The sequence below is a fragment of the Pseudomonas sp. NFX98 genome (genome assembly GCF_047784845.1).
In the GTDB taxonomy this organism is placed as follows: Bacteria; Pseudomonadota; Gammaproteobacteria; order Pseudomonadales; family Pseudomonadaceae; genus Aquipseudomonas.
Genome location: NZ_JBLNNF010000009.1, coordinates 24,023 through 46,268, shown reverse-complemented (window position 1 = coordinate 46,268; position 22,246 = coordinate 24,023). Strand labels below are relative to the sequence as shown.

The window sequence follows — 22,246 nt, the reverse complement described above, 5'->3', positions numbered from 1 at the left end:
CCTGTAGGAGCGAGCTTGCTCGCGATGGACGTCAACGGTAACGCTGGCAGCCTGACACCCAGCGGTGTCCTTGAGTCCATCGCGAGCAAGCTCGCTCCTACAGGGGGACGGTGTTCAATTGAGGTTTCATAGGTAGTGTGATGGATCTGTTTCGCAGCGCCCCGATCTCTCAGCCTTTGGCCGCCCGTTTGCGCGCGACCAATCTGGATGAGTACGTCGGTCAGGAACACGTGCTCGCTCGCGGCAAGCCTTTGCGCGAAGCGCTGGAGCAGGGTGCCCTGCATTCGATGATTTTCTGGGGACCGCCGGGCGTGGGCAAAACCACGCTGGCGCGATTGCTGGCGGAAGTCTCGGAAGCGCATTTCGAAACAGTGTCGGCGGTGCTGGCCGGGGTCAAGGAGATCCGTCAGTCGGTGGAAATCGCCAAGCAGCAGGCCGCGCAATACGGTCGGCGCACGATTCTGTTCGTCGACGAAGTGCACCGCTTCAACAAGTCGCAGCAGGATGCATTCCTGCCGTACGTTGAAGACGGCACGCTGATTTTCATCGGTGCGACCACCGAAAACCCTTCGTTCGAACTCAACAACGCCTTGCTCTCCCGCGCGCGGGTCTATGTGCTGAAAAGCCTCGACGAAGCCGCGCTGCGCAAACTGGTGCACCGCGCGCTGACCGAAGAGCGCGGTTTGGGCAAACGCAACCTGAGCCTCAGCGATGAAGGCTTCCAGATGCTGCTGTCGGCCGCCGATGGCGATGGCCGGCGTTTGCTCAATCTGCTGGAAAACGCCTCGGACCTGGCCGAAGACAACAGCGAAATCGGCACCGACCTGCTGCAAAGCCTGCTCGGCGATACCCGTCGGCGTTTCGACAAGGGCGGCGAGGCGTTCTACGACCAAATCTCCGCGCTGCACAAATCGGTGCGCGGCTCCAATCCCGACGGCGCGTTGTACTGGTTTGCGCGAATGATCGACGGCGGTTGCGATCCGTTGTACCTGGCCCGGCGCGTGGTGCGCATGGCCAGCGAAGACATCGGCAACGCCGACCCGCGTGCATTGAGCCTGTGCCTGGCGGCGTGGGAAGTGCAGGAGCGCCTCGGCAGCCCCGAAGGCGAATTGGCGGTGGCCCAAGCCATCACCTATCTGGCCTGCGCGCCGAAAAGCAACGCGGTGTACATGGGCTTCAAGACCGCACTGCGCGCCGCCGCCGAACACGGTTCGCTGGAAGTGCCGTTGCACCTGCGCAACGCGCCGACCAAACTGATGAAACAGTTGGGCTACGGCGACGAATACCGTTATGCCCACGACGAACCTGATGCCTACGCCGCCGGCGAAGATTATTTCCCGGAAGAACTCGACCCGATCCCGTTCTATCAACCGGTGCCCCGTGGCCTGGAATTGAAGATCGGCGAAAAGCTCAATCACCTGGCAAAGCTCGACCGTTTAAGCCCCCGGCAGCGGAGAAAATAGTGCTTCCATTGATCGTTGCGGTTTCCGTCGGCGGGATCGCCGGCACGCTGTTGCGCTTTGCCACGGGTAACTGGATCAACGCTAATTGGCCGCGGCACTTCTATACCGCGACGCTGGCCGTTAATATCGTGGGCTGTTTGCTGATCGGCGTTCTATACGGTCTGTTTTTGATTCGCCCGGAGGTGCCGATCGAGGTGCGCGCCGGGTTGATCGTCGGCTTCCTCGGAGGGCTGACGACTTTTTCATCCTTTTCACTGGATACGGTGCGCCTGCTGGAAAGCGGGCAAGTGCCGCTGGCCCTGGGCTATGCGGCCATCAGCGTATTCGGCGGGCTGCTCGCCACCTGGGCCGGCCTGTCCTTGACCAAACTTTGATAACGAGAGACCGACATGCTCGATTCCAAACTGTTACGTAGCAACCTTCAGGACGTAGCGGACCGCCTGGCATCCCGTGGCTATGCCCTGGATGTCGCGCGCATCGAAGCGCTGGAAGAACAGCGCAAGACCGTCCAGACCCGCACCGAAGCACTGCAGGCTGAACGTAACGCGCGCTCCAAATCCATCGGTCAGGCCAAGCAGCGCGGCGAAGACATCGCGCCGCTGATGGCGGACGTCGAGCGCATGGCGGGCGAGTTGAGTGCCGGTAAAGTCGAGTTGGACGCGATTCAGACCGATCTGGACTCGATTCTGCTGGGCATCCCGAACCTGCCGCACGAATCGGTGCCGGTCGGTAAAGATGAAGACGACAACGTCGAAGTGCGCCGCTGGGGCACGCCGACCGCTTTCGATTTCCCGGTACAGGACCACGTCGCCCTGGGCGAGAAGTTCGGTTGGCTGGACTTCGAAACCGCCGCCAAGCTGTCCGGCGCACGTTTCGCCCTGCTGCGCGGCCCGATCGCCCGTCTGCACCGCGCCCTGGCGCAGTTCATGATCAACCTGCACGTCACCGAGCACGGCTACGAAGAGGCCTATACGCCTTATCTGGTCCAGGCTCCGGCGCTGCAAGGCACCGGCCAGTTGCCGAAATTCGAAGAGGACCTGTTCAAGATCGCCCGCGAAGGCGAAGCCGATCTGTACCTGATCCCGACGGCCGAAGTGTCGCTGACCAACATCGTCGCCGGCGAAATCGTCGACGCCAAGCAACTGCCGATCAAGTTCGTCGCCCACACCCCGTGCTTCCGCAGTGAAGCCGGCGCGTCGGGTCGCGACACCCGCGGCATGATCCGTCAGCACCAGTTCGACAAAGTCGAGATGGTGCAGATCGTCGAGCCGTCGCAGTCGATGGAAGCGCTGGAAGGCCTGACCGCCAACGCCGAGAAAGTCCTGCAACTGCTGGAGCTGCCTTACCGCACCTTGGCGCTGTGCACTGGCGACATGGGCTTCAGCGCGGTCAAGACCTACGACCTGGAAGTGTGGATCCCGAGCCAGGACAAGTACCGCGAAATCTCGTCGTGCTCCAACTGCGGCGACTTCCAGGCCCGTCGCATGCAAGCGCGTTTCCGCAACCCGGAAACCGGCAAGCCTGAGCTGGTGCATACCCTGAACGGTTCCGGCCTGGCGGTCGGTCGTACGCTGGTGGCGGTGCTGGAAAACTACCAGCAGGCCGACGGTTCGATCCGTGTACCTGAGGTGCTCAAGCCGTACATGGGTGGCCTCGAGGTCATCGGTTAAATGAACTATCTGCCGCTGTTTCACAACCTTCGCGGCAGTCGTGTGTTGGTCGTCGGCGGGGGGGAAATTGCCTTGCGCAAATCCCGCCTGCTGGCCGATGCCGGTGCGCTGCTGCGGGTGGTTGCACCCGAAATCGAAACGCAATTGCGCGAACTGGTTGCCGGCAGCGGTGGCGAGTGCCTGGTGCGTGGCTATGCCGAAGCGGATCTGGACGGTTGCGGGCTGATCATTGCCGCCACCGACGATGAAGCGCTGAACGCACAAGTGTCCGCCGATGCCCATCGACGTTGCGTGCCGGTCAATGTGGTCGACGCTCCTGCGCTGTGCAGCGTGATCTTCCCGGCGATCGTCGACCGTTCGCCGTTGATCATTGCGGTGTCCAGCGGCGGCGATGCGCCGGTGCTGGCACGTTTGATCCGCGCCAAGATCGAAACCTGGATTCCTTCTACCTACGGCCAACTGGCTGGCCTGGCGGCGCGTTTTCGCCATCAGGTGAAAAAACTGTTCCCGGATGTGCAGCAGCGCCGCGCGTTCTGGGAAGAGGTCTTCCAGGGGCCGATTGCCGACCGTCAACTGGCCGGGCAGGGCGGTGAAGCCGAGCGTCTGTTGCAGGCGAAAATCGATGGTGAAGCGCCGGTGGCTACCGGTGAGGTGTATCTGGTGGGTGCCGGGCCGGGTGATCCGGATCTGCTGACGTTCAAGGCATTGCGTCTGATGCAACAAGCCGATGTGGTGCTGTACGACCGATTGGTGGCACCGGCGATTCTGGAGTTGTGCCGTCGCGATGCCGAGCGGGTTTACGTCGGCAAGCGTCGCGCTGATCACGCCGTGCCGCAGGATCAGATCAACCAGCAATTGGTGGATTTGGCCAAGCAAGGCAAGCGTGTGGTGCGGTTGAAGGGCGGTGATCCGTTCATCTTCGGCCGTGGCGGCGAAGAGATCGAGGAACTGGCGGCCCACGGCATTCCATTCCAGGTGGTGCCGGGTATCACGGCAGCCAGCGGTTGCGCGGCGTACGCCGGGATTCCGTTGACCCACCGCGACTACGCGCAATCGGTACGCTTTGTCACCGGTCACCTGAAGGACGGTTCCACCGATTTGCCGTGGGCTGATCTGGTCGCGCCAGCGCAAACCCTGGTGTTTTATATGGGGCTGGTGGGTTTGCCGATCATCTGCGAGCAGTTGATCAAGCACGGACGCGGCGCCGATACCCCGGCGGCGTTGATTCAGCAGGGCACAACGGTCAATCAGCGGGTGTTTACCGGCACGCTGGCCGATTTGCCGCGATTGGTGGCGGAGCATGAAGTGCATGCGCCGACATTGGTGATCGTCGGTGAAGTGGTGCAACTGCGCGAGAAACTGGCGTGGTTTGAAGGGGCTCAGGGGCAACTCTGATTTTGAGTTGCCTGTTGCGAAAAGATCGCAGCCTTCGGCAGCTCCTACAGGGAATCGCGTCATTCTGTAGAAGCTGCCGAAGGCTGCGATCTTTTGCTTTTTTGCTTTTAGGTCCTGCACCAAACCCCTTTCCCACTCAACCGCTCCCGATCATGGGCGGCGGTGAAGTCCTGATCTGGTCCTTTTGGCACAATCCCGGTCGGGTTGATGGTCTTGTGGCTGCCGTAGTAGTGATTCTTGATGTGGGTGAAATCCACCGTCTCGGCAATCCCCGGCCACTGATACATCTCCCGCAACCAATTCGACAGGTTCGGATAGTCGGCAATGCGCCGCAGGTTGCACTTGAAGTGACCGTAATACACCGCGTCAAAACGAATCAGCGTGGTGAACAAGCGGATGTCGGCTTCGGTCAGGTATTCGCCGGCCAGATAGCGGTTGGTGCCCAGCAGCTTTTCCAGTCGATCCAGCTCGGCAAACAACTCATCGAACGCTTCTTCATAAGCCTGCTGTGACGTGGCGAAACCGGCGCGGTACACGCCGTTGTTCACCGCCGGGTAGATCCGCTCGTTCAGCGCGTCGATCTCGCTGCGTAATGGTTCCGGATAGAAATCCAGGTCATTGCCGGTCAGGTCATCGAAGGCGCCATTGAACATGCGGATAATTTCCGACGATTCATTGTTGACGATATGTTGGCGCTGTTTGTCCCAGAGCACCGGTACGGTGACGCGACCACTGTAGTCGGCGGCATCGGCGGTGTAGCGCTGGTGCAAGTAGGTCAGTCCATCGAGCTTGTCACCGGTCGAGCCGAGTGCCTTGTCAAAAGTCCAGCCGTTTTCCAGCATCAGCCAACTGACCACCGACACATCGATCAGGCTTTCCAGCCCTTTGAGTTTGCGCAGGATCAAAGTGCGATGAGCCCACGGACAGGCGAGGGACACGTAGAGGTGATAGCGACCAGGCTCGGCAGCAAAACCACCGGCACCGCTCGGGCCGGGATGGCCGTCAGCGGTGACCCAGTTGCGACGCTGCGCCTGCTCACGCTGGAACGCGCCGTCCTTGCTGCTTTCGTACCACTTGTCTTGCCAGCGACCTTCAACTAACAAACCCATGTTTGAGACTCCTCAACCGATAAGCGTTGGAGAGGAGTCTATTCCGATAGGTTCGATAAAAAAGCGCAAAGGTTGAGGGGGTATGATCGATTAGATCGATTTGTCCCGAGCGTCCCAGTATTGCTGGGCGGTGTTGAACGCCTGCTCGCGGGTCTGGCCGAGGCCACGCAAGGCCAGCGCCATGGTGGAAATCAGGGCCATTTGCGGGTAGCTGTCGAGCACATCGCCACGCCATACGGCTTTCAGATGTTCTGGCTCAAGCGATGCCGGTTTGACGTGGCGCTGGCTCGACAGTTGCGGCCATTCCTCATCCCAGCTTTCGCCACCCGTGGTGCCGTACAAATGGCTGTCGGCATCCGGGTTGATCTCGATCTCGCCGCCGTCACCCTTGACCACAATCGCGGTGTCCCCGAGCAAGCCGCTGGCATCGCGATGCACAGCCTGATAACCGGGGTGGAAAATGCTTTGCAAGCCACAACGCGCGCCCAGCGGATTGAGAATCCGCGCCAGCGAGTGAATCGGCGAGCGCAGGCCCAGGGTGTTGCGCAGGTCGATCATCCGTTGCAACTGTGGCGCCCAGTCCACCAGCGGCATGAACGCCAGTCCGCCGTTGTTCAGGGCCGTGCCGACTTGCTGCCAGTTGCGGCACAGCGGGATGTTCAGTTCCTCCAGCAATTGCTCGCTGTACAGCCGACCCGCCGTGTGGGCGCCGCCGCCATGCATGAAAATCCGCACGCCGTTCTGCGCCAGGCACTTCGCTGCCAACAGATACCACGGCAGATGACGCTTCTTGCCGGCGTAGGTCGGCCAGTCCAGATCCACCGCCAATGCAGGTGGATTCAGGCGTTCACGCAAGGCCTCGGTGAACCCGGCCATTTCCTCGGCGCTTTCTTCCTTGTGTCGCAGCAGCATCAAAAATGCGCCGAGCTGGGTTTCCTCGACCTGTTCATCGAGCACCATGCCCATGGCGGCGCGGGCTTCTTCACGGGTCAGGTCGCGGGCACCGCGTTTGCCTTTGCCGAGGATGCGCACGAACTGGGCGAAGGGGTGTTCGGCGGGCGTTTCGAGGGTCAGCGCTGGGTAGTCGGTCATAAGCAATTCGTCGGTTTGGGCAGGCCCGCCAGTTTCGCGGCGAGTTTGGCGGGGGTGCCTTTGAACAGTCGGTTCAGGTGCAGGCTGTTGCCTTTTTCCGGCCCGAGTTTCAGTGCGGTGTACTTGATCAGCGGGCGGGTGGCCGGCGACAACTGGAATTCGGCGTAGAAACTGCGCAGCAGTTCGAGGATTTCCCAGTGTTCGGGGCTCAACTCGATATCTTCTGCAGCCGCCAGGGCACTGGCGACATCCGCGGACCAGTCACTCAGTTCGACCAGGAAACCGTCCTTGTCCAGCTCGATGGCGCGGGCGCCGACCGTCAATGCATTCATAGCCAACTGTTGACCTTGTCGTGGTTGATCGACAGTTCGACGAAGGCCGGATAATCGATGGCTTCGGCCCAGTCCGGAACGTCGATGGCCCGCGCCTGGGCGTCTTCGGCCAGAACATAGAGCCTGAGGCCGCGAGCGTTCAATGCAGTGAACGGTGCGGTGCCCGGCTGCAAGGCATAGGCCGCGTCGCCGGACAGTAGCAGCGCGTCATGGATGCCGATCACGCGCAGGCAACTGCTCAAACGCTCGTCGCCGAAGGGGGTATGAGACAACACATGCAAAGTCGACATCAGAGGGTGATCACCTGGTCGTAACGGTCAATGAGTGCGGTGATTTCAGCGGCATCCAGCGCCTCGGCTTCCTCCAGCGACAGCGCGCCCGGGTCCAGCCCCCGCTGCACCGCGCTGTCGGCACAGACGAAGAGTTCTTCGACACCGAACATCGGCAAGGCTTGAAGGTTGGCGCTCAGGTCTTTCTGTTGCAGGGCCTTGGCGTCCTGTTTCGTCGCGAGCTGGAACACGCCGTCATCGAGAAATAGCAGGCCGATCGGCAGATCGAAAGCGCCACCAGCCAGCACGATGTCCAGCGTTTCCCGCGCACCCGGTCCGGACCACGGCGCCTGACGGCTGATGATCAACAAGGATTTGGCCATCTCATGCGCCTCCGAAACAGATCAGGCGGTCGGCATCCTGCACCGCGTCATGCAACTGGCCGAGCCCGGACAATTCCCATGGTGCGCCGACGGCAACCGCGTCGCGTTGATAACGCTTGGCTTCTTCCTCGTTCAACACGCCACGGCGCAGGGCGGCAGCGATGCACACCACGCCATCGAGTTTTTGCTCGCTGACGAAAGTGCGCCATTGCTTGGGCAAGTCGAGTTCGTCCTGGGGCGTGACCACGCTGCCGGAGGCGTTGTAGACGCCATCCTGATAAAAAAACAGCCGGACAATCTCATGCCCACCGGCCAGCGCGGCCTGGGCGAACAGCAAGGCGCGGCGTGAGGAGGGCGCATGGGCGGCGGAAAACACGGCGATGGCGAACTTCATGACGGACTCGATCAGCGAAACTGCGGCCATGATAAAGCTTTATCGGCGGGGCGGCGAAGGGCTTTGCCATTCCCCTCTGTAGGAGCTGCCGAAGGCTGCGATCTTTTGATTTTAGAAACAAGACCAAAAGATCGCAGCCTTCGGCAGCTCCTACAGGGATTGAGGTGTTAGCGCGGCATGTAACCCAACTGCCACCGCCGCGGAATCTTCAACGACAACAAACCCAACGCCGCCGCCAACAGACCGCTGGCAAACAGCGCCTTGAGCCCAAAGTGATGCTCCAGCACCGCCCCGATTACCGCCCCGGCAAACATGCCGGTCCACGGTATCAATTGCACGCGCCAGCCATTGCGCCGCTCGCCGAGCATCCAGCGCCCGAGTCCGCGACCGAAGCGCGACAGGGCACCCGTCACGTAGGTCAGTCCGACCGGCAAACCATTCACTTCTTCCACCGCCGCATTGAGCATGCCCATCGCAATGATCGCCGCCAGCAGCGCAGGCAGTTGCGCGTCGTAAGGCCAGGCCGCGGCGGCGCACAACAGGGCGGCGATGCTCAGCAGCAGGGGCAGCGCTCGGCGTCCGCTGAGCCGGCTGACAATAATGCCCAGCGCATTGCCGAGGATGAACGTCGCGACGAGGATCACCAGACGCAGGGTAAGTCCCAGATCGCCCGCGCTGATGGCCACGGCCATGCGGGTGGTGTTGCCGCTCATGAACGAAACGAAGTCGCCGCTGGCCATGAAGCCGATCGCGTCGGTCATCCCGGCCAATACCGAAAGCATGGCCACCAGACTCAGGCCGATGCGCCCGCGCCATTTCTGCGTGTGCAGGTGACCGGGGCTGGCGTGGGGCTTGGCGGTGGATGGCAGCATGGGCGATCGATGTCCTTGAGCGATGACTAAGGTTTTATCCCATACAAATCACAATATTCCAGCCAGTCCATGCCGGCCATCTCTGCCACTTCCCGGTGCACGGCAACGCGCTGCGCCTCGTAATCCTGCGGCGTCGCGGCCGTGAGTTGCAATGTCAGCTCCCAGGCGAACAATCCCAGGCGTTCGGCTTCTTCCTCAAAGGCTTCATGCAACCGCTCCTCGCGAAACTGCGCCTGGGTCTCGCCCTTGGCCTGTGCCAGCAGAGGGTTGAGATTGTCGAGTTGATGGAGCAACTCGGGACGCTCATCGAGAAATTTTTTCAGTGCCTGTTCGTGTTGCTGCTCGGATGCCGCCATGGTCACTCCTTGAGAACGGATTACGAAGACTGTTTCTTGCTGGCCTTGGCCGCTGCCGCCAGACACTCGAGGGCAAACTGCTCGGTGTAGGTCATCTGGATCGGCGTGGTTTCGCCTTTTACGGTTCTCTCGCCGTCGAGGATGTAACGAATCCGCTTGTCGGTGACGCCGATTCGCTTGGCGATCCAGGAAGGCGTCTGACCGATCTGGCTGATCAGCTTGTCGGCATATTCAGTGGTCGGTTTGTAAAATTCGGCGTTGGGGGTCATGGGGCTTCCAGTCAAAAGTGCGATGCAGCGTTATGACGCGACAGGGTGCGCGAATCGTCGTGCGGTGTCGCGGTATAAATGAAGTAAAGCAGAACGATTCGCTGTGCCACGGTGATACAGTCCGCTTTTTCCTGATGAGTGAATGCAATGCGAATTCTGATGGTAGCGCTGGCCGCTGCCTTGCTGGCGGGATGCGCGGGCTCGGCAATGAACGATGCTCGCACCAAGGCCCCGTACAAAACCCTGAACTCGGACAAACCGGCCAAAGACGTTGCCCAGTGCGTGCAGTTTTCCTGGCAGGACGAATCGGTGTTCGGTGTTGATGCCGCTGCTTACCTAGAGCCAGCGGAGAAGGGCGGCACCACGGTTTACACCCGCTCGGCGGAATCGTTCGTGGACGTGACCACCGATGCCTCGGGCACTGTGTTGAGTTACTACGCGCAGCAGGACGACTTCGTCGCCAAGCGCCGGTTGGCGGCGTTGGCTACCTGCCTGTAAGCCGATGCAATTCCCCCTGTAGGAGTGAGCCTGCTCGCGATAGCGGCGGTTCAGTCGACATCAATGTTGATTGAACGACCGCTATCGCGAGCAGGCTCACTCCTACAGGGTTTTGTGTATTGATCAGTAACTCAAGCGCTTCTGAAAGAAGAAATGCTTGTGCCCCGGCGGGTAGTCGGCGATGTGGCCGATCTCGCTATAGCCGCATTTCTTGTAGAACTCCGGTGCCTGGAACTCAAAGGTTTCCAGCCACAGACCGACGCATTCCTTTTCCCGCGCCAGGTCTTCCGCCATCTGCATCAGCTTCGTGCCCATGCCCTGTCCACGGGCCTGTTCCGGCACCGCCAGCAAGTCGATGAACAACCACTGATAAAACAACCGGGCATAAACGCCGCCGACAATCTCATCGTTGTCGTCGCGTATCAGCAGCGCGATGTGTTCCGGTGGCGGGCTCGCGGACTTCGAGGTGTTATAGGCGCGCAACGGCACGAGGATCGCCTCGCGTTCTTCGTTGCTGGGGTTGTGCTTGCGTTCGATACGCAGGGTCATGGCTATATCCTTATGGCTGTGAAAGCGCAGCCTATCGCGGACAACGCCGATGTTCCATCACCACAACACCGGTGGAACCGTCGCCATCGCGCAGATGTCATTTGTTGTGACGCGCCATTGCCGAGCGCGACCGATGAGGACACGCCGTGAATATTTTCGAAGCCTTGCGCGAAAGCCATGAACGCCAGCGGACCTATGCCAAAGCGCTGATCCACACCAGCGGCGACACGCCTGAACGCGTCGAGGCTTACAAGCAGCTCAAGTCGGAACTGCAAGCCCACGAAACCGCTGAAGAGCGGCATTTCTACATTCCGCTGATGGAGTTCGACAACGGCGTCGACCTCAGCCGCCACGCAATCGCCGAGCATCACGAAATGGATGAAATGATGGAGGAGCTGGACGAGACCGAGATGTCTAGCCCGGCCTGGCTGGCGACCGCGAAAAAGCTGTCGGAAAAGGTTCATCACCACCTCAAGGAGGAGGAGCAGAAATTCTTCCAGATGGCCGGCAAGTTGCTCGACGATAAACAGAAAGAGGCGCTGGCCGGGCAGTACGAGAAGGAGTACAAGGCGCAGCTTTCCTGAATTGGGCACACACAATTTTGTAGGAGCTGCCGCAGGCTGCGATCTTTTGATTTTGCTTTAGTAGATCGCAGCCTGCGGTAGCCCCTACAGGGTCAAAAGCCAGGCAAGTGCGCTGTGCCCGGCCAATGCCCGCCTTCCAGCGTCAGCAACAGCTCCTTGGCTTCCAACCCCCCGGCAAACCCGGTCAATTTCCCCGACGCGCCAATCACCCGGTGACAAGGCGCAATGATCGATATCGGGTTCTTGCCATTCGCCGCACCTACCGCCCGCACCGCGCTCGGGTTGCCGATCTGTTCGGCGATCTGGCTGTAGCTGCGGGTCTCGCCAAAAGGAATGGTCAGCAGCGCCGCCCAGACCTTTTTCTGAAATTCCGTACCGACAAAATCCAGCTCCAGTTCGAAGCGCTGGCGTGTGCCGGCGAAATATTCGCGCAGTTGCTCGGCGGCACGCATCAGGATCGGGCTGTCCGGCGCTTCGTTCATCGGGCCTAGGCGCACCCGTCCGGGTTTGTCGTTTTCCCAGAGGATGGCGACCAGTCTCAAACCGTTCGCCACCAGCTTCAACTCGCCGACCGGGGAGGCCAGGGTGGTGCAGGTGTAAGTCATGCCGCAGGCCCCGCCTGATTGTTGAACAGGTGTTAAGGATACTGCTTCATCGGGGAGGCGCAATACGCAATCCCGACCATACTTGGCTACTGCTTTTGACGAGTTTTCCTACTTAAAAACAAGAAGAGACCGACTCATGAAGTACGAACCTTTTGCCAAATCGCTGATTGCGACCTCGTTGGCGCTCAGCTGCCTGACTGCTCATGCGGCCTCTGTCGCCCCGGTCGCCGCCGAAAACGGCATGGTGGTCACTGCCCAGCACTTGGCCAGCCACGTGGGCGTGGATGTGTTGAAGAACGGTGGCAACGCAGTCGATGCCGCTGTCGCGGTGGGTTACGCGTTGGCGGTGGTGTATCCGGCGGCGGGTAACCTGGGCGGTGGTGGTTTCATGACCATTCAACTGGCCGACGGCCGCAAGACCTTCCTCGACTTCCGCGAAAAAGCCCCGCTGGCCGCCACCGCCGACATGTACCTCGACAAGGCGGGCAACGTCATTCCGGACTTGAGTACCCGAGGACACTTGGCCGTCGGCGTGCCGGGCACGGTGTCCGGGATGGAACTGGCGCTATCCAAATACGGCACCAAACCCCGCAAGGACGTGATCGCCCCGGCCATCAAACTGGCTGAAGACGGCTTCGTGCTGGAGCAGGGCGATGTCGATTTGCTGGACTACGCCACCGACGTGTTCAAGAAGGACATCAAGGATTCCGGCGCGATCTTCCTGAGCAACGGCGAGCCGATGCAGGTCGGGCAGAAACTGGTGCAGAAAGACCTCGGCAAAACCCTGCGCGAGATCTCCGAAAAAGGCGCCGACGGCTTCTACAAAGGTTGGGTGGCCGACGCCATTGTCACCTCCAGCCAGGCCAACAAGGGCATCATCACCCAGGCAGACCTCGACAAATACAAGACCCGCGAACTGGCGCCGATCGAGTGCGATTACCGTGGCTACCACGTGGTTTCGGCACCGCCACCGAGTTCCGGCGGTGTGGTGATCTGCCAGATCATGAACATCCTCGAAGGCTATCCGATGAAGGATCTGGGCTACCACTCGGCCCAGGGCATGCACTATCAGATCGAAGCGATGCGTCACGCCTATGTCGATCGCAACAGCTACCTCGGCGACCCGGATTTCGTGAAGAACCCGATCGCCCATTTGCTGGATAAAAACTACGCGACCAAGCTCCGTGAAGCCATCAACCCACAAAAGGCCGGCGTGTCCAAGGACCTCAAGCCTGGCGTAGCGCCCCATGAGGGCAGCAACACCACCCATTACTCGATAGTCGACAAATGGGGCAACGCGGTGTCGGTGACCTACACCCTCAACGACTGGTTCGGCGCCGGGGTCATGGCCAGCAAGACCGGGGTCATCCTCAATGACGAGATGGACGACTTCACCTCGAAAATCGGCGTGCCGAACATGTACGGCCTGGTGCAGGGCGAGGCCAACGCCATCGCGCCCGGCAAGGCGCCGCTGTCTTCCATGAGCCCGACCATCGTCACCAAGGACGGCAAAGTGGTGATGGTGGTCGGCACGCCGGGTGGCAGCCGCATCATCACCGCGACCTTGCTGACCATGCTCAACGTCATCGACTACGGCATGAACATCCAGGAAGCGGTGGATGCGCCGCGTTTTCACCAGCAATGGCTGCCGGAGGAAACCAATCTGGAAACCTTCACCACCAGTCCGGACACGGTGAAGATCCTCGAAAGCTGGGGCCACAAGTTCGCCGGCCCGCAGGATGCCAACCACTTGGCGGCGATCCTCGTAGGCGCGCCGTCGCTGGACGGAAAACCGGTGGGCAAAAACCGTTTCTACGGGGCCAACGATCCACGGCGTAATACCGGATTGTCGCTGGGCTATTGAGGGTTGTGTTTGGCAAGGGACCGACTTATGTTCGTCTCTTGCCCCTCTGAATTTTCAAGGAAGGAATCATGACCACCGCACTGTTAATCATTGACGTCCAGCAGGCTCTATGCTCGGGTGAATACGAGTGCTTCGAGATCAATCGCGTGATCAATACCATCAACGACCTATCGACGCGGGCGCGCAGTGCCGGCGTTCCGGTGGTTTTGGTTCAGCACGAAGAGGCGAACAGTCCCCTTGCGCACGAGGCGGCTGGCTGGCAACTGGCTGAAGGGCTGGAAACGGCGCCAAAGGACCTGCGCGTGCGCAAGACCACCGGGGATTCGTTCTACCAGACCAACCTGCAAAAACTTTTGCCGAAGGAAGACTTCGAACGCCTGGTCATCTGCGGTCTGCAAACCGATTACTGCGTTAACGCCACTGTGCGTCAGGCGTTGAAACTGGGGTATGACGTGGTGCTGGCGAAGGACGCGCATTCCACCGTCGACAATGGCAACCTCACCGCTGAAGACATCATTGCCGAGCACAACAAGGATTGGGCGCACCTCACCGGTTCGGTGGCCCGGATCGACGTGATTCCGGCCAAAGATATCCACCTCTGAAACCACCGCATTCCCCTGTAGGAGCCGGAGCAAGCTCAGCTCCTACAGATTTTGGTTTGCTCCTTAAGTCGCGAACCTCAATAACCGAGGCGCCTCCACAACCTCCGGCATCACGCCCCCCAACACCAACCGGGTGATGGTCGCTGCTGCATTCTGATAATCCTCATCCTGTGGCGTCTCCCGTCCGGTGATATGCGCCATCTGCCAGCCGAGGTTGGTGTACGTGCGCGTCGCTGACCAAATGAACAACATCAAATGCTCCGGATCGATCGGCGCTAGCAAGCCCCGATCAATCCAGCTGCGCAGGCAATCGACATTGCGTCGGGCCTCGGCATACAGCAGGTCGCGACATTCCTCGGGCAGTTGCCTGGCGCCGAGCAACAACTCATCACTGAATACTTTCGCGATATGCGGGTGCTCACGGGCGATGCGAATCCGCGCCTCGATGTAGGCAGGCAAGCCCACCAGCGGGTCGTCGCTCTCGCGCAGTACCGCAGACGCTTCCAGCAACGGCTCGACAAACCCGAGCAGAACCTTGGCGTAGAGGGTTTCCTTGCTCTGGAAGTAGTAATACAGATTCGCCTTCGGCACGCCTGCCCGCGCGGCGATGTCGCGGGTCTGGGCGGCGTCGAAACCTTTCGCGGCGAACTCGGCGCTGGCGGCTTCCAGAATCAGCTGTTGGTTGTGTTGGCGAATGCGGCTCATGGACGTGTCTTGGCGATTTGAGCTTCGTAATATACAAAACTATATAGCGGTAGGGCCAGCCGTGAAAATGAGTGGTTCGCAGGAAAACAGAATATTTATGCCGTGCCGACCGCAACGAAGCGCTGGCGCTGGCGGAAACCTGCGATGGCCCGACCCTGCGCCTGTGGCAAGCCTTGGCCCGGGAACTGAACATCGTTGTGGTCGCCGGTTTCTGTGAGCATTTGCCCAACGATGAACTAGCCAACAGTGCCGCGCTGATCGATGTCCAGGGTTTGCGCGCGGTGTACCGCAAGGCGCATCTGTGGGATGCCGAGCGGGAAATCTTCACTGCTGGCGATGCTGCGCCGCCGGTGGTCGAAACGGTCCACGGACGCATGATCCGGCGCGCGCTATTAGTCTTTCAAGTTTGAGTTGGGACCGTAGCAGCTGGCGAAGCCTGCGTTCGGCTGCGCAGCAGTCGTAAAATCAGAGTCCGCGCTGCTTCAGGAATACCACGAATGCCGATTTGACGACTGCTGCGCAGCCGAACGCAGGCTGCGCCAGCTGCTACATGGTGCGCGTAGCCCTATGGAGGGGATCGCCTGTAGCATGGTCGAAATGACAGACCAACAGGATCGGCACGATGCAGGGGGATAATCAGGTGGGCATCGACCCGTCGATGGCGATGCTGCAAGCGTTCAACCGTTGTCTGCTGCAATTGGGGCGTCTGGCGCGGGAGCGGGGTGCCGTCGAGTTCATTGCCGACGGCTTGCAGGTGTTGCGACAACAAGTGCCGTTCGCTTCGGCGTGGTGGGGCGAGATGTCCACCTCGGTCGCCAGCGCACCACCGCAAAGCTGGATGCACGGGCGTATCGATCTGCCCGAATCGTTTGCCGGCGAATGGCAACAGAGTGCCGGCAGCGACAAGTTCTCCCACGACACCTTGAGCCGACCCGGCGAGGTCATCCGCGACAGCGGCTTCACCGATCCCGATGCCGACGTGGACGCGTTCGCCCGACGGCATGATCTCTACCACCCGATGTGCATCACCTTCGAGCTGCCGGAAAGTGGCTTGATGTTTTTCGTTTGTCTCTACCGTGGCGGTGATGCCCCGGCGTTCAGCGACAACGAGGCCGGTCTGTTCTCGGCGTTCTGCGATCACTTGTTGCAGCTGTGGCGATTCCAGGTGCAGGACATGATCCGCGTCGACACCGGCAACGGCGCCAGCGACTTCGGGGTGGCGCGGCGGGACGGCGGTTTGCTGTATATCGGCGCTGGATTGTGCGCGGTCATTCAACGGGAATTGCCCGGCTGGAGCGGTTCCACGCTACCCGCCGAGATCATCGCGCAATTGCCCAAGGCACCCTGCGTGATGCGCCTGGGACGCTCGACGCTGACCCTCACGCCCAACGCCGAGCACGTCATCCTGTCGCTGGAAACACAACCACGCGGCGCGGTACTGGCGCCTCGGGAGCGGACGGCAGCGATGCTGTTCGCTGCCGGTCATTCCTATAAGGAAATCGCCAAAATCCTCGGCCTGAGCCCGGCCACCGTGCGCACCTATCTGCGCAATTGCTACTTGCAACTCGGCGTGAAGAGCAAGGTGGAACTGGGTTCGGTCCTGCGTTCGCACGGTTCCGCCTGCACACCGCAACCGTAGGAGCTGCCGCAGGCTGCGATCTTTTGATCTTGAGTTTCATCGGTCCCGAGAAGATCAGGATCAAAAGATCGCAGCCTTCGGCAGCTCCTACGCGAATCATAACCACCCCCCACTTTTTGCCTGACCCTCCTCATTTGCAGAGGTCCGTCCAGCCACCGCGCGCTATAGGGTATGCCCTGCATATCAAGGGCTTGCGCGGCCGTGTGGCCGGGCCCTTCAAAAACTATAAAAACAGAGGTGGGCCAGTGATGTTTTCCAGGCTATTTATCGCCGTTGCGGGTGCAACGGCCGTTTCCTGTGTGGCGCTGGTGGGGTGCCAGAGCCAAAGTTCGACCAGCGCCGACATGGTCATGCGCAACGGTTACGTGTACACCGTCGACGGCAAGGATTCAGTGCAGCAGGCCGTTGCCGTCACGGGCGGCAAGATCGTTTATGTCGGCAGCGATGAGGGGGCAGCCTCGTTCATCGGTGCACAGACGCAGGTGATCGATCTGGCCGGGCGCATGCTGATGCCGGGCTTCATCGATGCGCACATGCATCCCGGCGATGGCGGTCGGGCCATGACCTTGTGCGACCTGAAATACCAGACGATGACTCGCAAGGATTTTCAGAAAGCCATTCAGGCGTGTCTGGATGCCGACAAGGACAAAGGCCCGGAGGTGTGGCTTGAAGTCGGCAGTTGGGACCGCATGGGCATGACCGGCCTCGACGGCGATGCCGACAAATCGACCCTTGATGCGCTCAATACCAAACGGCCGATTCAGGTGCGTTCCACCGATTTCCACACCGTGCTGACCAACTCCCGTGGCCTGGCAGTGGCCGGCATCGACAAGCACACGGCCAACCCCGCCGACGGCAAGTACGCGCGCGACAGTGCCGGCAACCCCACCGGCATCTGCGAGGACGGTGCGGCGGATACCATGGCCGCCGTGGTACCGCCGGCGACCGATGCCGAGAAGCTGATCCAGAGCCGCGCCGCGCTCGACGCCATGCGCCAGCAGGGCATCACCAGTTTCTTCGATGCCTTGTCGGGGCCGGAAAATGGCAAGGCGTTCACCACGTTGCAGCAATCCGGCGAGTTGACGGCCCGTGCCTTGTTGTCGATCAAACTCGACCCGGCCGCCGCTACCGCCGACCCGGCCAAGACCATCGCCGAAGCCAAGGCACTGGCCACCACCTACGATCAGAGCGAAGCCCAGGTCGCGCCAGGCGTGAGCATGCGCCACGTCAAACTGTTCATGGACGGCATCATCAACGCACCGGCCGATACCGGGGCCATGCTGACGCCGTATCTGCACAACGCCGGCACCGAGAAAGCGCCGAAATGGACGCCGGGGAAAAACCGTGGCGAGCTGTATTTCCCGCCGCAGGTGCTCAATCCGCTGCTGCTCAAAGCGGTGCAGGCCGGACTCGACCCGCACCTGCACGCCACCGGGGATCGCGCGGTGCGTGATTCGCTCAACGGTATCGAATACGTGCGCCAGCAACTGCCCGGCAACGGCTTCCGTCCGACCATCACCCATGCCGAATCGGTGGACCCTGCCGACTACGGGCGTTTCAAGACGCTCGACGTGACCGCCAACATGTCCTTCCAATGGGCGCAGCAAGCGCCGTCCACGGTTGACGGCACCAGCGATCACCTGGGGGTCGAACGCTTCGCGCGCATGGAACCGTCGGGCAGCATCGTCCGTGCTGGCGGACGCGTGGCTTATGGCAGCGACTGGCCGGTCGATCCGCTCGACGAGTTCCTCGCACTGAAAGTCGGTGTGACCCGCTCGGGCGATCCGCAGAACCCGCACAGCTACGGCCCCAACTACGCAGGCAGGCTGAATGCCGACCCGGCGCTGTCCCGTGCAGAAGTGCTGCGCACCATAACCCTCAACGCCGCCGAACAGCTCAAGTTGGAGAAGGTGGTCGGTTCAGTGGAGGTGGGCAAGTTTGCCGATCTGATCGTGCTGGACAAGAACTTCATGCAGGTGCCCGAGGATGAACTGGGGCGCAATCAGGTGCTGATGACGATGGTCGGCGGCAAGGTGGTGTGGGCCAAGGTGCCGTTTGTGGGGCAAGTGGCCCAAAAATAGATCTGGCCGTCAGCCAGACACAATCCCTGTAGGAGCGAGCCTGCTCGCGATAGCGGTGTGTCAGACACAGAGATGCTGGCTGTGCCGCCGCTATCGCGAGCAGGCTCGCTCCTACATGGGGATGGGTAATACCCCTGAATTTATAAGAAGAGAAACCCGTAATGACCAAGGTCACAGATAGCCCACAACGAGGTCACGGTGTCGACCCTCAATGCCTACGGCAGCTTCATGTGCGTGGCGACCATCATCAGCGGTTTCCGCAGCCGCCTCGAAATCACCGCCGGCCAGCGCATGCTGTTCGTGCTGGTGATCGTCGCGGCGTCCACCACGCTGGCGCTGCTGGGGCAGTATTCGTTCCTGAACTCGTTCAAGTATTTCATCCTGTTCCTGCTGACGTTCTTCACGCCCTGGAGCGCGATCAACCTGGTGGATTACTACTTCATCAACAAGGAGCGTTATGACATCCCGGCCTTGTCCGATCCGGCCGGGCGCTACGGTCGCTGGAACCTGTTGGGCATCGGCGTCTATGTAGTCGGCGTGCTGATTCAGTTGCCTTTCGTCGACACCCATTTCTATCCGGACCGATGGTCGCGCAGCTCGGCGGTGTGGATATTTCGTGGATTGTCGGGCTGGTGGTGCCGGGGATTTTGTACTTCCTGTTGGCCCGGACCTCGGCATTGGGGATATCCGTTGCCGAAGTTCAAAGGCCTGAATAAGATACATCCTCAATAGCGTCTACACTTGCTGATCAGCCAATGTAGGAGCACGGCTTGCCGGCGATGGCGATCTTGAGGACGTCATCGCCCACAAGCCGTGCTCCTGCAAAAAGCGATTCTTGCACTTCCACAGGGGGCAGCCGTTCATGGATGTTCTCGCACCGTTCTACCAATACCTGTTCAGGTGGGTGATCGCACCTGTCAGCGAGCAGTTTCTCGGCCTGTTCGACCTCAATGGCCGTCTCTGTGTGGCTTTCCTCTTCGTCTCCTATGCCGTTGCCTACGCTCTGTTCCGTTTCAGGAAGGCTCGCGGGCTGACCGATGCACACACGTTCTGGCAGTTCATCGGCGGCAACCGTGTGCATTTTCATCCTTCGGCATTGCTCGATTACCGCTACTACTTCGTGCGCGCGATCCTCAAAGTCATGCTGGTGGTGCCGATTGTTGGGCTGGTCGATCCGTACGTGCTGCGCTCCGGTGACTACATCCGTTTTTTCACTCACCTGTGGGGCGCGCGGGTGCAGGTCGAGGAACATCTGGCGCTGTCCTTGCTCTACGGGCTGGGCGTGTTTTTGCTGCAGGACTTCATCCATTACTGGGCGCACCGCGCTTATCACTCGCGCTACCTTTGGGCCTTCCACAAAGTCCATCATTCCGCGCCGGTGCTGGTTCCGGTGACGGCCAGCCGCGTGCACTTCATCGAGAAAATGGTCGAGCGGCTGATCGACATCGTGTTCATCAGCGCGTTTGCCGGCGTGTTCTGGTACGCCTGCGGCGGGGAGATCAGCCGCTATACGCTGTTCGGCGTGACCTACATGGTGTTCATCCTCAACGCACTGGCGGCGAACCTGCGCCACAGCCATGTCTGGTTGTCGTTCGGTCCGGCGGTCGAGCATGTGCTGAACAGTCCGGCGCAGCACCAGATCCATCACAGCGATGCGCCCCGGCACATGAACAAGAATTTCGGCGTCAACTTGTCACTCTGGGACTGGATGTTCGGCACGCTTTACGTCACGCAGGCGAAACCCGAGGCCATCCGTTTCGGCACCGGTGAAGCGGACCACGAGCGTTACCTGACGCTCTATAGCCTGATCGTGACGCCGTTTGTGGAAACGGCGCGCAAGCTCCGCCAGACAAAGCGTGCACAGATTCTCAGCAAAAAGCGCATCACACCGAGTAAATGCAGCTCACGTGAGGCCATGAACACCACAAAACCTGTGGGAGCGAGCTTGCTCGCGATTACGGTTGATCATTCAACATTAATGTCGACTGACACTCCGCTATCGCGAGCAAGCTCGCTCCCACAGGTTTTTGTATCGATCAATGCTCGGGAAGCTTCCAGCGTTCACGCAACTGCTCGTATTGCGCCTCGGGCAGTTGCACCAGCAGCGGGGACTGGCGCGGGTCGAGCCAGTTGAACAATCGCGCGATGTCTTCCGGGGCCATGGCGGTGCAGCCTCGGGTCGGCGCTATAGGGCCGCGCCAGATGTGGAAGAAAATGCAGGAGCCGGCGCCGGGAGATGCGGGCGTGTTGTGCTGGATGAAAATCCCATGGCGATACAAATCGTCCTTGCGCCGCATGCGTTCGGCGCTGTTCCAGTCTTTTGCCACGATTGCGCCGTCGACGAGTTGGTTGTAGCGCGCCGACTGGCTGTCATACACACATTCGATGGTGGGTGTCAGCGCGAGATAAGTCAGGCGGGTGCTGGCTGAAGCGTCGTAGCCGAACGCTGTTCCCAGTTTGAACATCCCGGCCGGGGCTTTTCCATCGCCTTCCTGTTTGATGGGGCCCTGGGGTTGATCGTCGATTTGCAGGCCCTTGCCCCAGCCCATGCCATTCTTCCCGAGCACCACGGGAAATGCGGCTTCGAACTTTTCAAAGCGGTCGCCGTGCCGTTCGTAGCGCTGGGCGATGCCCTGGATGTCATCCCAGTTTTTGCTGGTGACGACAATCAACTGATCGCTGCCGTCGAGTCCCTGGGCCATGGCCGCAGCGGGCAACAGCAGCATCAGCAACGACCAAGCCCCGATCAGGCGCTTCATGGCGTAAGCGGCGTAATGGGGAAATCCATGACGGTCTTCAACGCCGGCTCCCGGCTGTATGTGAAGTGCCACCACTCGTTGGCGTAACCGGTAAATCCTTCCTGCTCCATCGCACGGCTGAGCCGCTGGCGATTGTCCTTGGCTGCCGCGCTGATCAGTGATGAATCGGTGTGCGCGCGCTCATCGAAACAGTCGAACCCGGTGCCCATGTCGACGGCGCCATCGTGCCAGCGCTGAGCATAAGGCGCGGTGCAGTCGACCGGCGTGGCGGCAGGCGTCCAAGTGTCGGCGGGCAGGGCGCCCGGGCCGGTCATGGTGAGGTCGACCGTATTGCCACGAGAGTGATTGGAGACCCGCGCCACGTAACCCAGGCGCCAGAAGTCCTGCCTGTCTACCCGTGGATAGAATTCAGCCTTGCGCGGGTCGCCCGGTTCCGTGGCGAAACGGCCCATGTCCGCGACTGCCCGAGCGGGGCGATAGCAGTCGAACACCTTCAAGCCGTAGCCCTCGGCCTCAAGGGCCGTTTGTACCCGGGCCAGTGCCTTGGCTGCATCCGCTGACAGCAGACACTCGGCGGCCTGGTAACCGTCGAGCGGATGTCCGGTGAAGTTGTGGGCGCTGGCGTAGCGGATGTCCTGCTCGATACCCGGATCGATGGTGCGCAGATACACCATGTGTTCGGGTTTTGATTCGTCGGCCATGCACGGTGTGGCAAGGCCCAGACACAGCAGCAACAGACAGGGTGAACGCGACATC

At 60.7% G+C, this 22,246-nt stretch carries 24 protein-coding genes and 3 pseudogenes; 13 read left to right on the top strand and 14 right to left on the bottom strand.

The features are described from left to right. The first annotated feature begins 140 nt into the window (after positions 1–140). From ACM110_RS13715 to cysG, 4 genes are read left to right on the top strand one after another with little or no spacing between them, the layout of a single operon-like run. On the top strand, positions 141–1,463 hold the full coding sequence (locus tag ACM110_RS13715) for a replication-associated recombination protein A (protein ID WP_416128179.1): 1,323 nt from the start codon (positions 141–143) through the stop codon (positions 1,461–1,463). Continuing rightward, the gene (crcB, locus tag ACM110_RS13710) at positions 1,463–1,837 is read left to right on the top strand and encodes a fluoride efflux transporter CrcB (RefSeq protein WP_077047840.1); all 375 of its coding nucleotides are present in this window, start codon (positions 1,463–1,465) and stop codon (positions 1,835–1,837) included. Before ACM110_RS13715 ends, crcB begins: the two co-directional genes overlap by 1 nt. Positions 1,838–1,852: 15 nt before the next feature. After that, the gene (serS, locus tag ACM110_RS13705; protein WP_150701317.1) at positions 1,853–3,133 is read left to right on the top strand and encodes a serine--tRNA ligase; all 1,281 of its coding nucleotides are present in this window, start codon (positions 1,853–1,855) and stop codon (positions 3,131–3,133) included. After that, complete coding sequence (gene cysG, locus ACM110_RS13700) at positions 3,134–4,528, top strand: siroheme synthase CysG (RefSeq protein ID WP_416128178.1); 1,395 nt, start codon at positions 3,134–3,136, stop codon at positions 4,526–4,528. It abuts the gene before it with no gap. 107 nt (positions 4,529–4,635) lie between these two features. Here the strand turns inward: cysG and ACM110_RS13695 are convergent, their stop codons facing one another. From ACM110_RS13695 to ACM110_RS13655, 9 genes are all read right to left on the bottom strand, one after another. Then, positions 4,636–5,637: a glutathione S-transferase family protein gene (locus ACM110_RS13695; protein WP_416128177.1), complete on the bottom strand. Its 1,002-nt coding sequence runs from the start codon at positions 5,635–5,637 to the stop codon at positions 4,636–4,638. 90 nt (positions 5,638–5,727) lie between these two features. Next, complete coding sequence (locus ACM110_RS13690) at positions 5,728–6,729, bottom strand: glycosyl transferase family protein (protein WP_416128176.1); 1,002 nt, start codon at positions 6,727–6,729, stop codon at positions 5,728–5,730. Then, complete coding sequence (locus tag ACM110_RS13685; RefSeq protein WP_008043792.1) at positions 6,726–7,061, bottom strand: TusE/DsrC/DsvC family sulfur relay protein; 336 nt, start codon at positions 7,059–7,061, stop codon at positions 6,726–6,728. Before ACM110_RS13685 ends, ACM110_RS13690 begins: the two co-directional genes overlap by 4 nt. Then, positions 7,058–7,351: a sulfurtransferase complex subunit TusB gene (gene tusB, locus ACM110_RS13680; protein ID WP_416128175.1), complete on the bottom strand. Its 294-nt coding sequence runs from the start codon at positions 7,349–7,351 to the stop codon at positions 7,058–7,060. Before tusB ends, ACM110_RS13685 begins: the two co-directional genes overlap by 4 nt. Further along, a complete protein-coding gene (tusC, locus tag ACM110_RS13675; RefSeq protein WP_416128174.1) occupies positions 7,351–7,713 on the bottom strand; it encodes a sulfurtransferase complex subunit TusC in 363 nt (120 codons plus the stop codon). Before tusC ends, tusB begins: the two co-directional genes overlap by 1 nt. A gap of 1 nt (position 7,714) precedes the next feature. Further along, entirely contained in the window at positions 7,715–8,107 is a 393-nt protein-coding gene (tusD, locus tag ACM110_RS13670; protein ID WP_416128338.1) for a sulfurtransferase complex subunit TusD, read from the bottom strand. Positions 8,108–8,274: 167 nt separating this feature from the next. Beyond that, the gene (locus ACM110_RS13665) at positions 8,275–8,979 is read right to left on the bottom strand and encodes a YoaK family protein (protein ID WP_416128173.1); all 705 of its coding nucleotides are present in this window, start codon (positions 8,977–8,979) and stop codon (positions 8,275–8,277) included. A gap of 26 nt (positions 8,980–9,005) precedes the next feature. Next, positions 9,006–9,335, bottom strand: a complete 330-nt coding sequence (locus ACM110_RS13660; protein WP_416128172.1) for a DUF6388 family protein — start codon at positions 9,333–9,335, stop codon at positions 9,006–9,008. Positions 9,336–9,355: 20 nt separating this feature from the next. Further along, positions 9,356–9,604 carry a hypothetical protein gene (locus ACM110_RS13655; protein WP_034146936.1) on the bottom strand — a complete coding sequence of 83 codons (249 nt, stop codon included), beginning with the start codon at positions 9,602–9,604 and terminating at the stop codon, positions 9,356–9,358. A gap of 147 nt (positions 9,605–9,751) precedes the next feature. Between ACM110_RS13655 and ACM110_RS13650 the strand changes: the two genes are divergently transcribed. Beyond that, positions 9,752–10,102, top strand: a complete 351-nt coding sequence (locus tag ACM110_RS13650) for a hypothetical protein (RefSeq protein ID WP_338581853.1) — start codon at positions 9,752–9,754, stop codon at positions 10,100–10,102. A 123-nt stretch (positions 10,103–10,225) separates the two neighbouring features. Here ACM110_RS13650 and ACM110_RS13645 read toward each other — a convergent pair whose 3' ends face one another. Then, on the bottom strand, positions 10,226–10,651 hold the full coding sequence (locus ACM110_RS13645) for a GNAT family N-acetyltransferase (RefSeq protein ID WP_338581852.1): 426 nt from the start codon (positions 10,649–10,651) through the stop codon (positions 10,226–10,228). A 146-nt stretch (positions 10,652–10,797) separates the two neighbouring features. Here ACM110_RS13645 and ACM110_RS13640 point away from each other — a divergent pair, with 146 nt between their 5' ends. Then, entirely contained in the window at positions 10,798–11,235 is a 438-nt protein-coding gene (locus ACM110_RS13640) for a hemerythrin domain-containing protein (protein ID WP_416128171.1), read from the top strand. Positions 11,236–11,327: 92 nt separating this feature from the next. Here the strand turns inward: ACM110_RS13640 and ACM110_RS13635 are convergent, their stop codons facing one another. After that, positions 11,328–11,840, bottom strand: a complete 513-nt coding sequence (locus ACM110_RS13635) for a methylated-DNA--[protein]-cysteine S-methyltransferase (RefSeq protein ID WP_416128170.1) — start codon at positions 11,838–11,840, stop codon at positions 11,328–11,330. A 136-nt stretch (positions 11,841–11,976) separates the two neighbouring features. Between ACM110_RS13635 and ggt the strand changes: the two genes are divergently transcribed. Both ggt and ACM110_RS13625 read left to right on the top strand, forming a co-directional pair. Beyond that, complete coding sequence (gene ggt / locus ACM110_RS13630) at positions 11,977–13,704, top strand: gamma-glutamyltransferase (RefSeq protein WP_338581849.1); 1,728 nt, start codon at positions 11,977–11,979, stop codon at positions 13,702–13,704. A 68-nt stretch (positions 13,705–13,772) separates the two neighbouring features. Beyond that, a complete protein-coding gene (locus ACM110_RS13625; protein WP_416128169.1) occupies positions 13,773–14,306 on the top strand; it encodes a cysteine hydrolase family protein in 534 nt (177 codons plus the stop codon). A 63-nt stretch (positions 14,307–14,369) separates the two neighbouring features. On the opposite strand, the gene ACM110_RS13620 is transcribed toward ACM110_RS13625, so the two are convergent. Then, a complete protein-coding gene (locus tag ACM110_RS13620; RefSeq protein ID WP_416128168.1) occupies positions 14,370–15,011 on the bottom strand; it encodes a TetR/AcrR family transcriptional regulator in 642 nt (213 codons plus the stop codon). 104 nt (positions 15,012–15,115) lie between these two features. On the opposite strand from ACM110_RS13620, the pseudogene ACM110_RS13615 reads away from it, so the two are divergent. The 5 genes and pseudogenes from ACM110_RS13615 to ACM110_RS13595 form a co-directional block, all read left to right on the top strand. After that, positions 15,116–15,388: pseudogene (locus ACM110_RS13615) on the top strand (nitrilase-related carbon-nitrogen hydrolase); the annotation flags it as partial. Between the two features lie 245 nt (positions 15,389–15,633). Next, positions 15,634–16,650 (top strand): helix-turn-helix transcriptional regulator, encoded by a 1,017-nt coding sequence (locus tag ACM110_RS13610; RefSeq protein ID WP_416128167.1) that lies wholly within the window; start codon positions 15,634–15,636, stop codon positions 16,648–16,650. 245 nt (positions 16,651–16,895) lie between these two features. Beyond that, the gene (locus ACM110_RS13605) at positions 16,896–18,731 is read left to right on the top strand and encodes an amidohydrolase (protein ID WP_416128166.1); all 1,836 of its coding nucleotides are present in this window, start codon (positions 16,896–16,898) and stop codon (positions 18,729–18,731) included. A gap of 189 nt (positions 18,732–18,920) precedes the next feature. Next, a pseudogene (locus ACM110_RS13600) lies at positions 18,921–19,447 on the top strand (cytosine permease); the annotation flags it as partial. Positions 19,448–19,593: 146 nt separating this feature from the next. Continuing rightward, positions 19,594–20,571: pseudogene (locus tag ACM110_RS13595) on the top strand (sterol desaturase family protein); the annotation flags it as partial. Positions 20,572–20,767: 196 nt separating this feature from the next. On the opposite strand, the gene ACM110_RS13590 reads toward ACM110_RS13595, so the two are convergent. Further along, complete coding sequence (locus tag ACM110_RS13590) at positions 20,768–21,490, bottom strand: L,D-transpeptidase family protein (RefSeq protein ID WP_416128165.1); 723 nt, start codon at positions 21,488–21,490, stop codon at positions 20,768–20,770. Beyond that, positions 21,487–22,245 (bottom strand): M15 family metallopeptidase, encoded by a 759-nt coding sequence (locus ACM110_RS13585; RefSeq protein WP_416128164.1) that lies wholly within the window; start codon positions 22,243–22,245, stop codon positions 21,487–21,489. Before ACM110_RS13585 ends, ACM110_RS13590 begins: the two co-directional genes overlap by 4 nt. Position 22,246: the final 1 nt, after the last annotated feature.

Coding starts and splice junctions, on each gene's coding strand:
- ACM110_RS13715 (WP_416128179.1), top strand. CDS start 141: ATGGATCTGTTTCGCAGCGCCCCGATCTCTCAGCCTTTGGCCGCCCGT.
- serS (WP_150701317.1), top strand. CDS start 1,853: ATGCTCGATTCCAAACTGTTACGTAGCAACCTTCAGGACGTAGCGGAC.
- cysG (WP_416128178.1), top strand. CDS start 3,134: ATGAACTATCTGCCGCTGTTTCACAACCTTCGCGGCAGTCGTGTGTTG.
- ACM110_RS13695 (WP_416128177.1), bottom strand. CDS start 5,637: ATGGGTTTGTTAGTTGAAGGTCGCTGGCAAGACAAGTGGTACGAAAGC.
- ACM110_RS13690 (WP_416128176.1), bottom strand. CDS start 6,729: ATGACCGACTACCCAGCGCTGACCCTCGAAACGCCCGCCGAACACCCC.
- ACM110_RS13685 (WP_008043792.1), bottom strand. CDS start 7,061: ATGAATGCATTGACGGTCGGCGCCCGCGCCATCGAGCTGGACAAGGAC.
- tusB (WP_416128175.1), bottom strand. CDS start 7,351: ATGTCGACTTTGCATGTGTTGTCTCATACCCCCTTCGGCGACGAGCGT.
- tusC (WP_416128174.1), bottom strand. CDS start 7,713: ATGGCCAAATCCTTGTTGATCATCAGCCGTCAGGCGCCGTGGTCCGGA.
- tusD (WP_416128338.1), bottom strand. CDS start 8,107: ATGAAGTTCGCCATCGCCGTGTTTTCCGCCGCCCATGCGCCCTCCTCA.
- ACM110_RS13665 (WP_416128173.1), bottom strand. CDS start 8,979: ATGCTGCCATCCACCGCCAAGCCCCACGCCAGCCCCGGTCACCTGCAC.
- ACM110_RS13660 (WP_416128172.1), bottom strand. CDS start 9,335: ATGGCGGCATCCGAGCAGCAACACGAACAGGCACTGAAAAAATTTCTC.
- ACM110_RS13655 (WP_034146936.1), bottom strand. CDS start 9,604: ATGACCCCCAACGCCGAATTTTACAAACCGACCACTGAATATGCCGAC.
- ACM110_RS13650 (WP_338581853.1), top strand. CDS start 9,752: ATGCGAATTCTGATGGTAGCGCTGGCCGCTGCCTTGCTGGCGGGATGC.
- ACM110_RS13645 (WP_338581852.1), bottom strand. CDS start 10,651: ATGACCCTGCGTATCGAACGCAAGCACAACCCCAGCAACGAAGAACGC.
- ACM110_RS13635 (WP_416128170.1), bottom strand. CDS start 11,840: ATGACTTACACCTGCACCACCCTGGCCTCCCCGGTCGGCGAGTTGAAG.
- ggt (WP_338581849.1), top strand. CDS start 11,977: ATGAAGTACGAACCTTTTGCCAAATCGCTGATTGCGACCTCGTTGGCG.
- ACM110_RS13625 (WP_416128169.1), top strand. CDS start 13,773: ATGACCACCGCACTGTTAATCATTGACGTCCAGCAGGCTCTATGCTCG.
- ACM110_RS13620 (WP_416128168.1), bottom strand. CDS start 15,011: ATGAGCCGCATTCGCCAACACAACCAACAGCTGATTCTGGAAGCCGCC.
- ACM110_RS13610 (WP_416128167.1), top strand. CDS start 15,634: ATGCAGGGGGATAATCAGGTGGGCATCGACCCGTCGATGGCGATGCTG.
- ACM110_RS13590 (WP_416128165.1), bottom strand. CDS start 21,490: ATGAAGCGCCTGATCGGGGCTTGGTCGTTGCTGATGCTGCTGTTGCCC.
- ACM110_RS13585 (WP_416128164.1), bottom strand. CDS start 22,245: ATGTCGCGTTCACCCTGTCTGTTGCTGCTGTGTCTGGGCCTTGCCACA.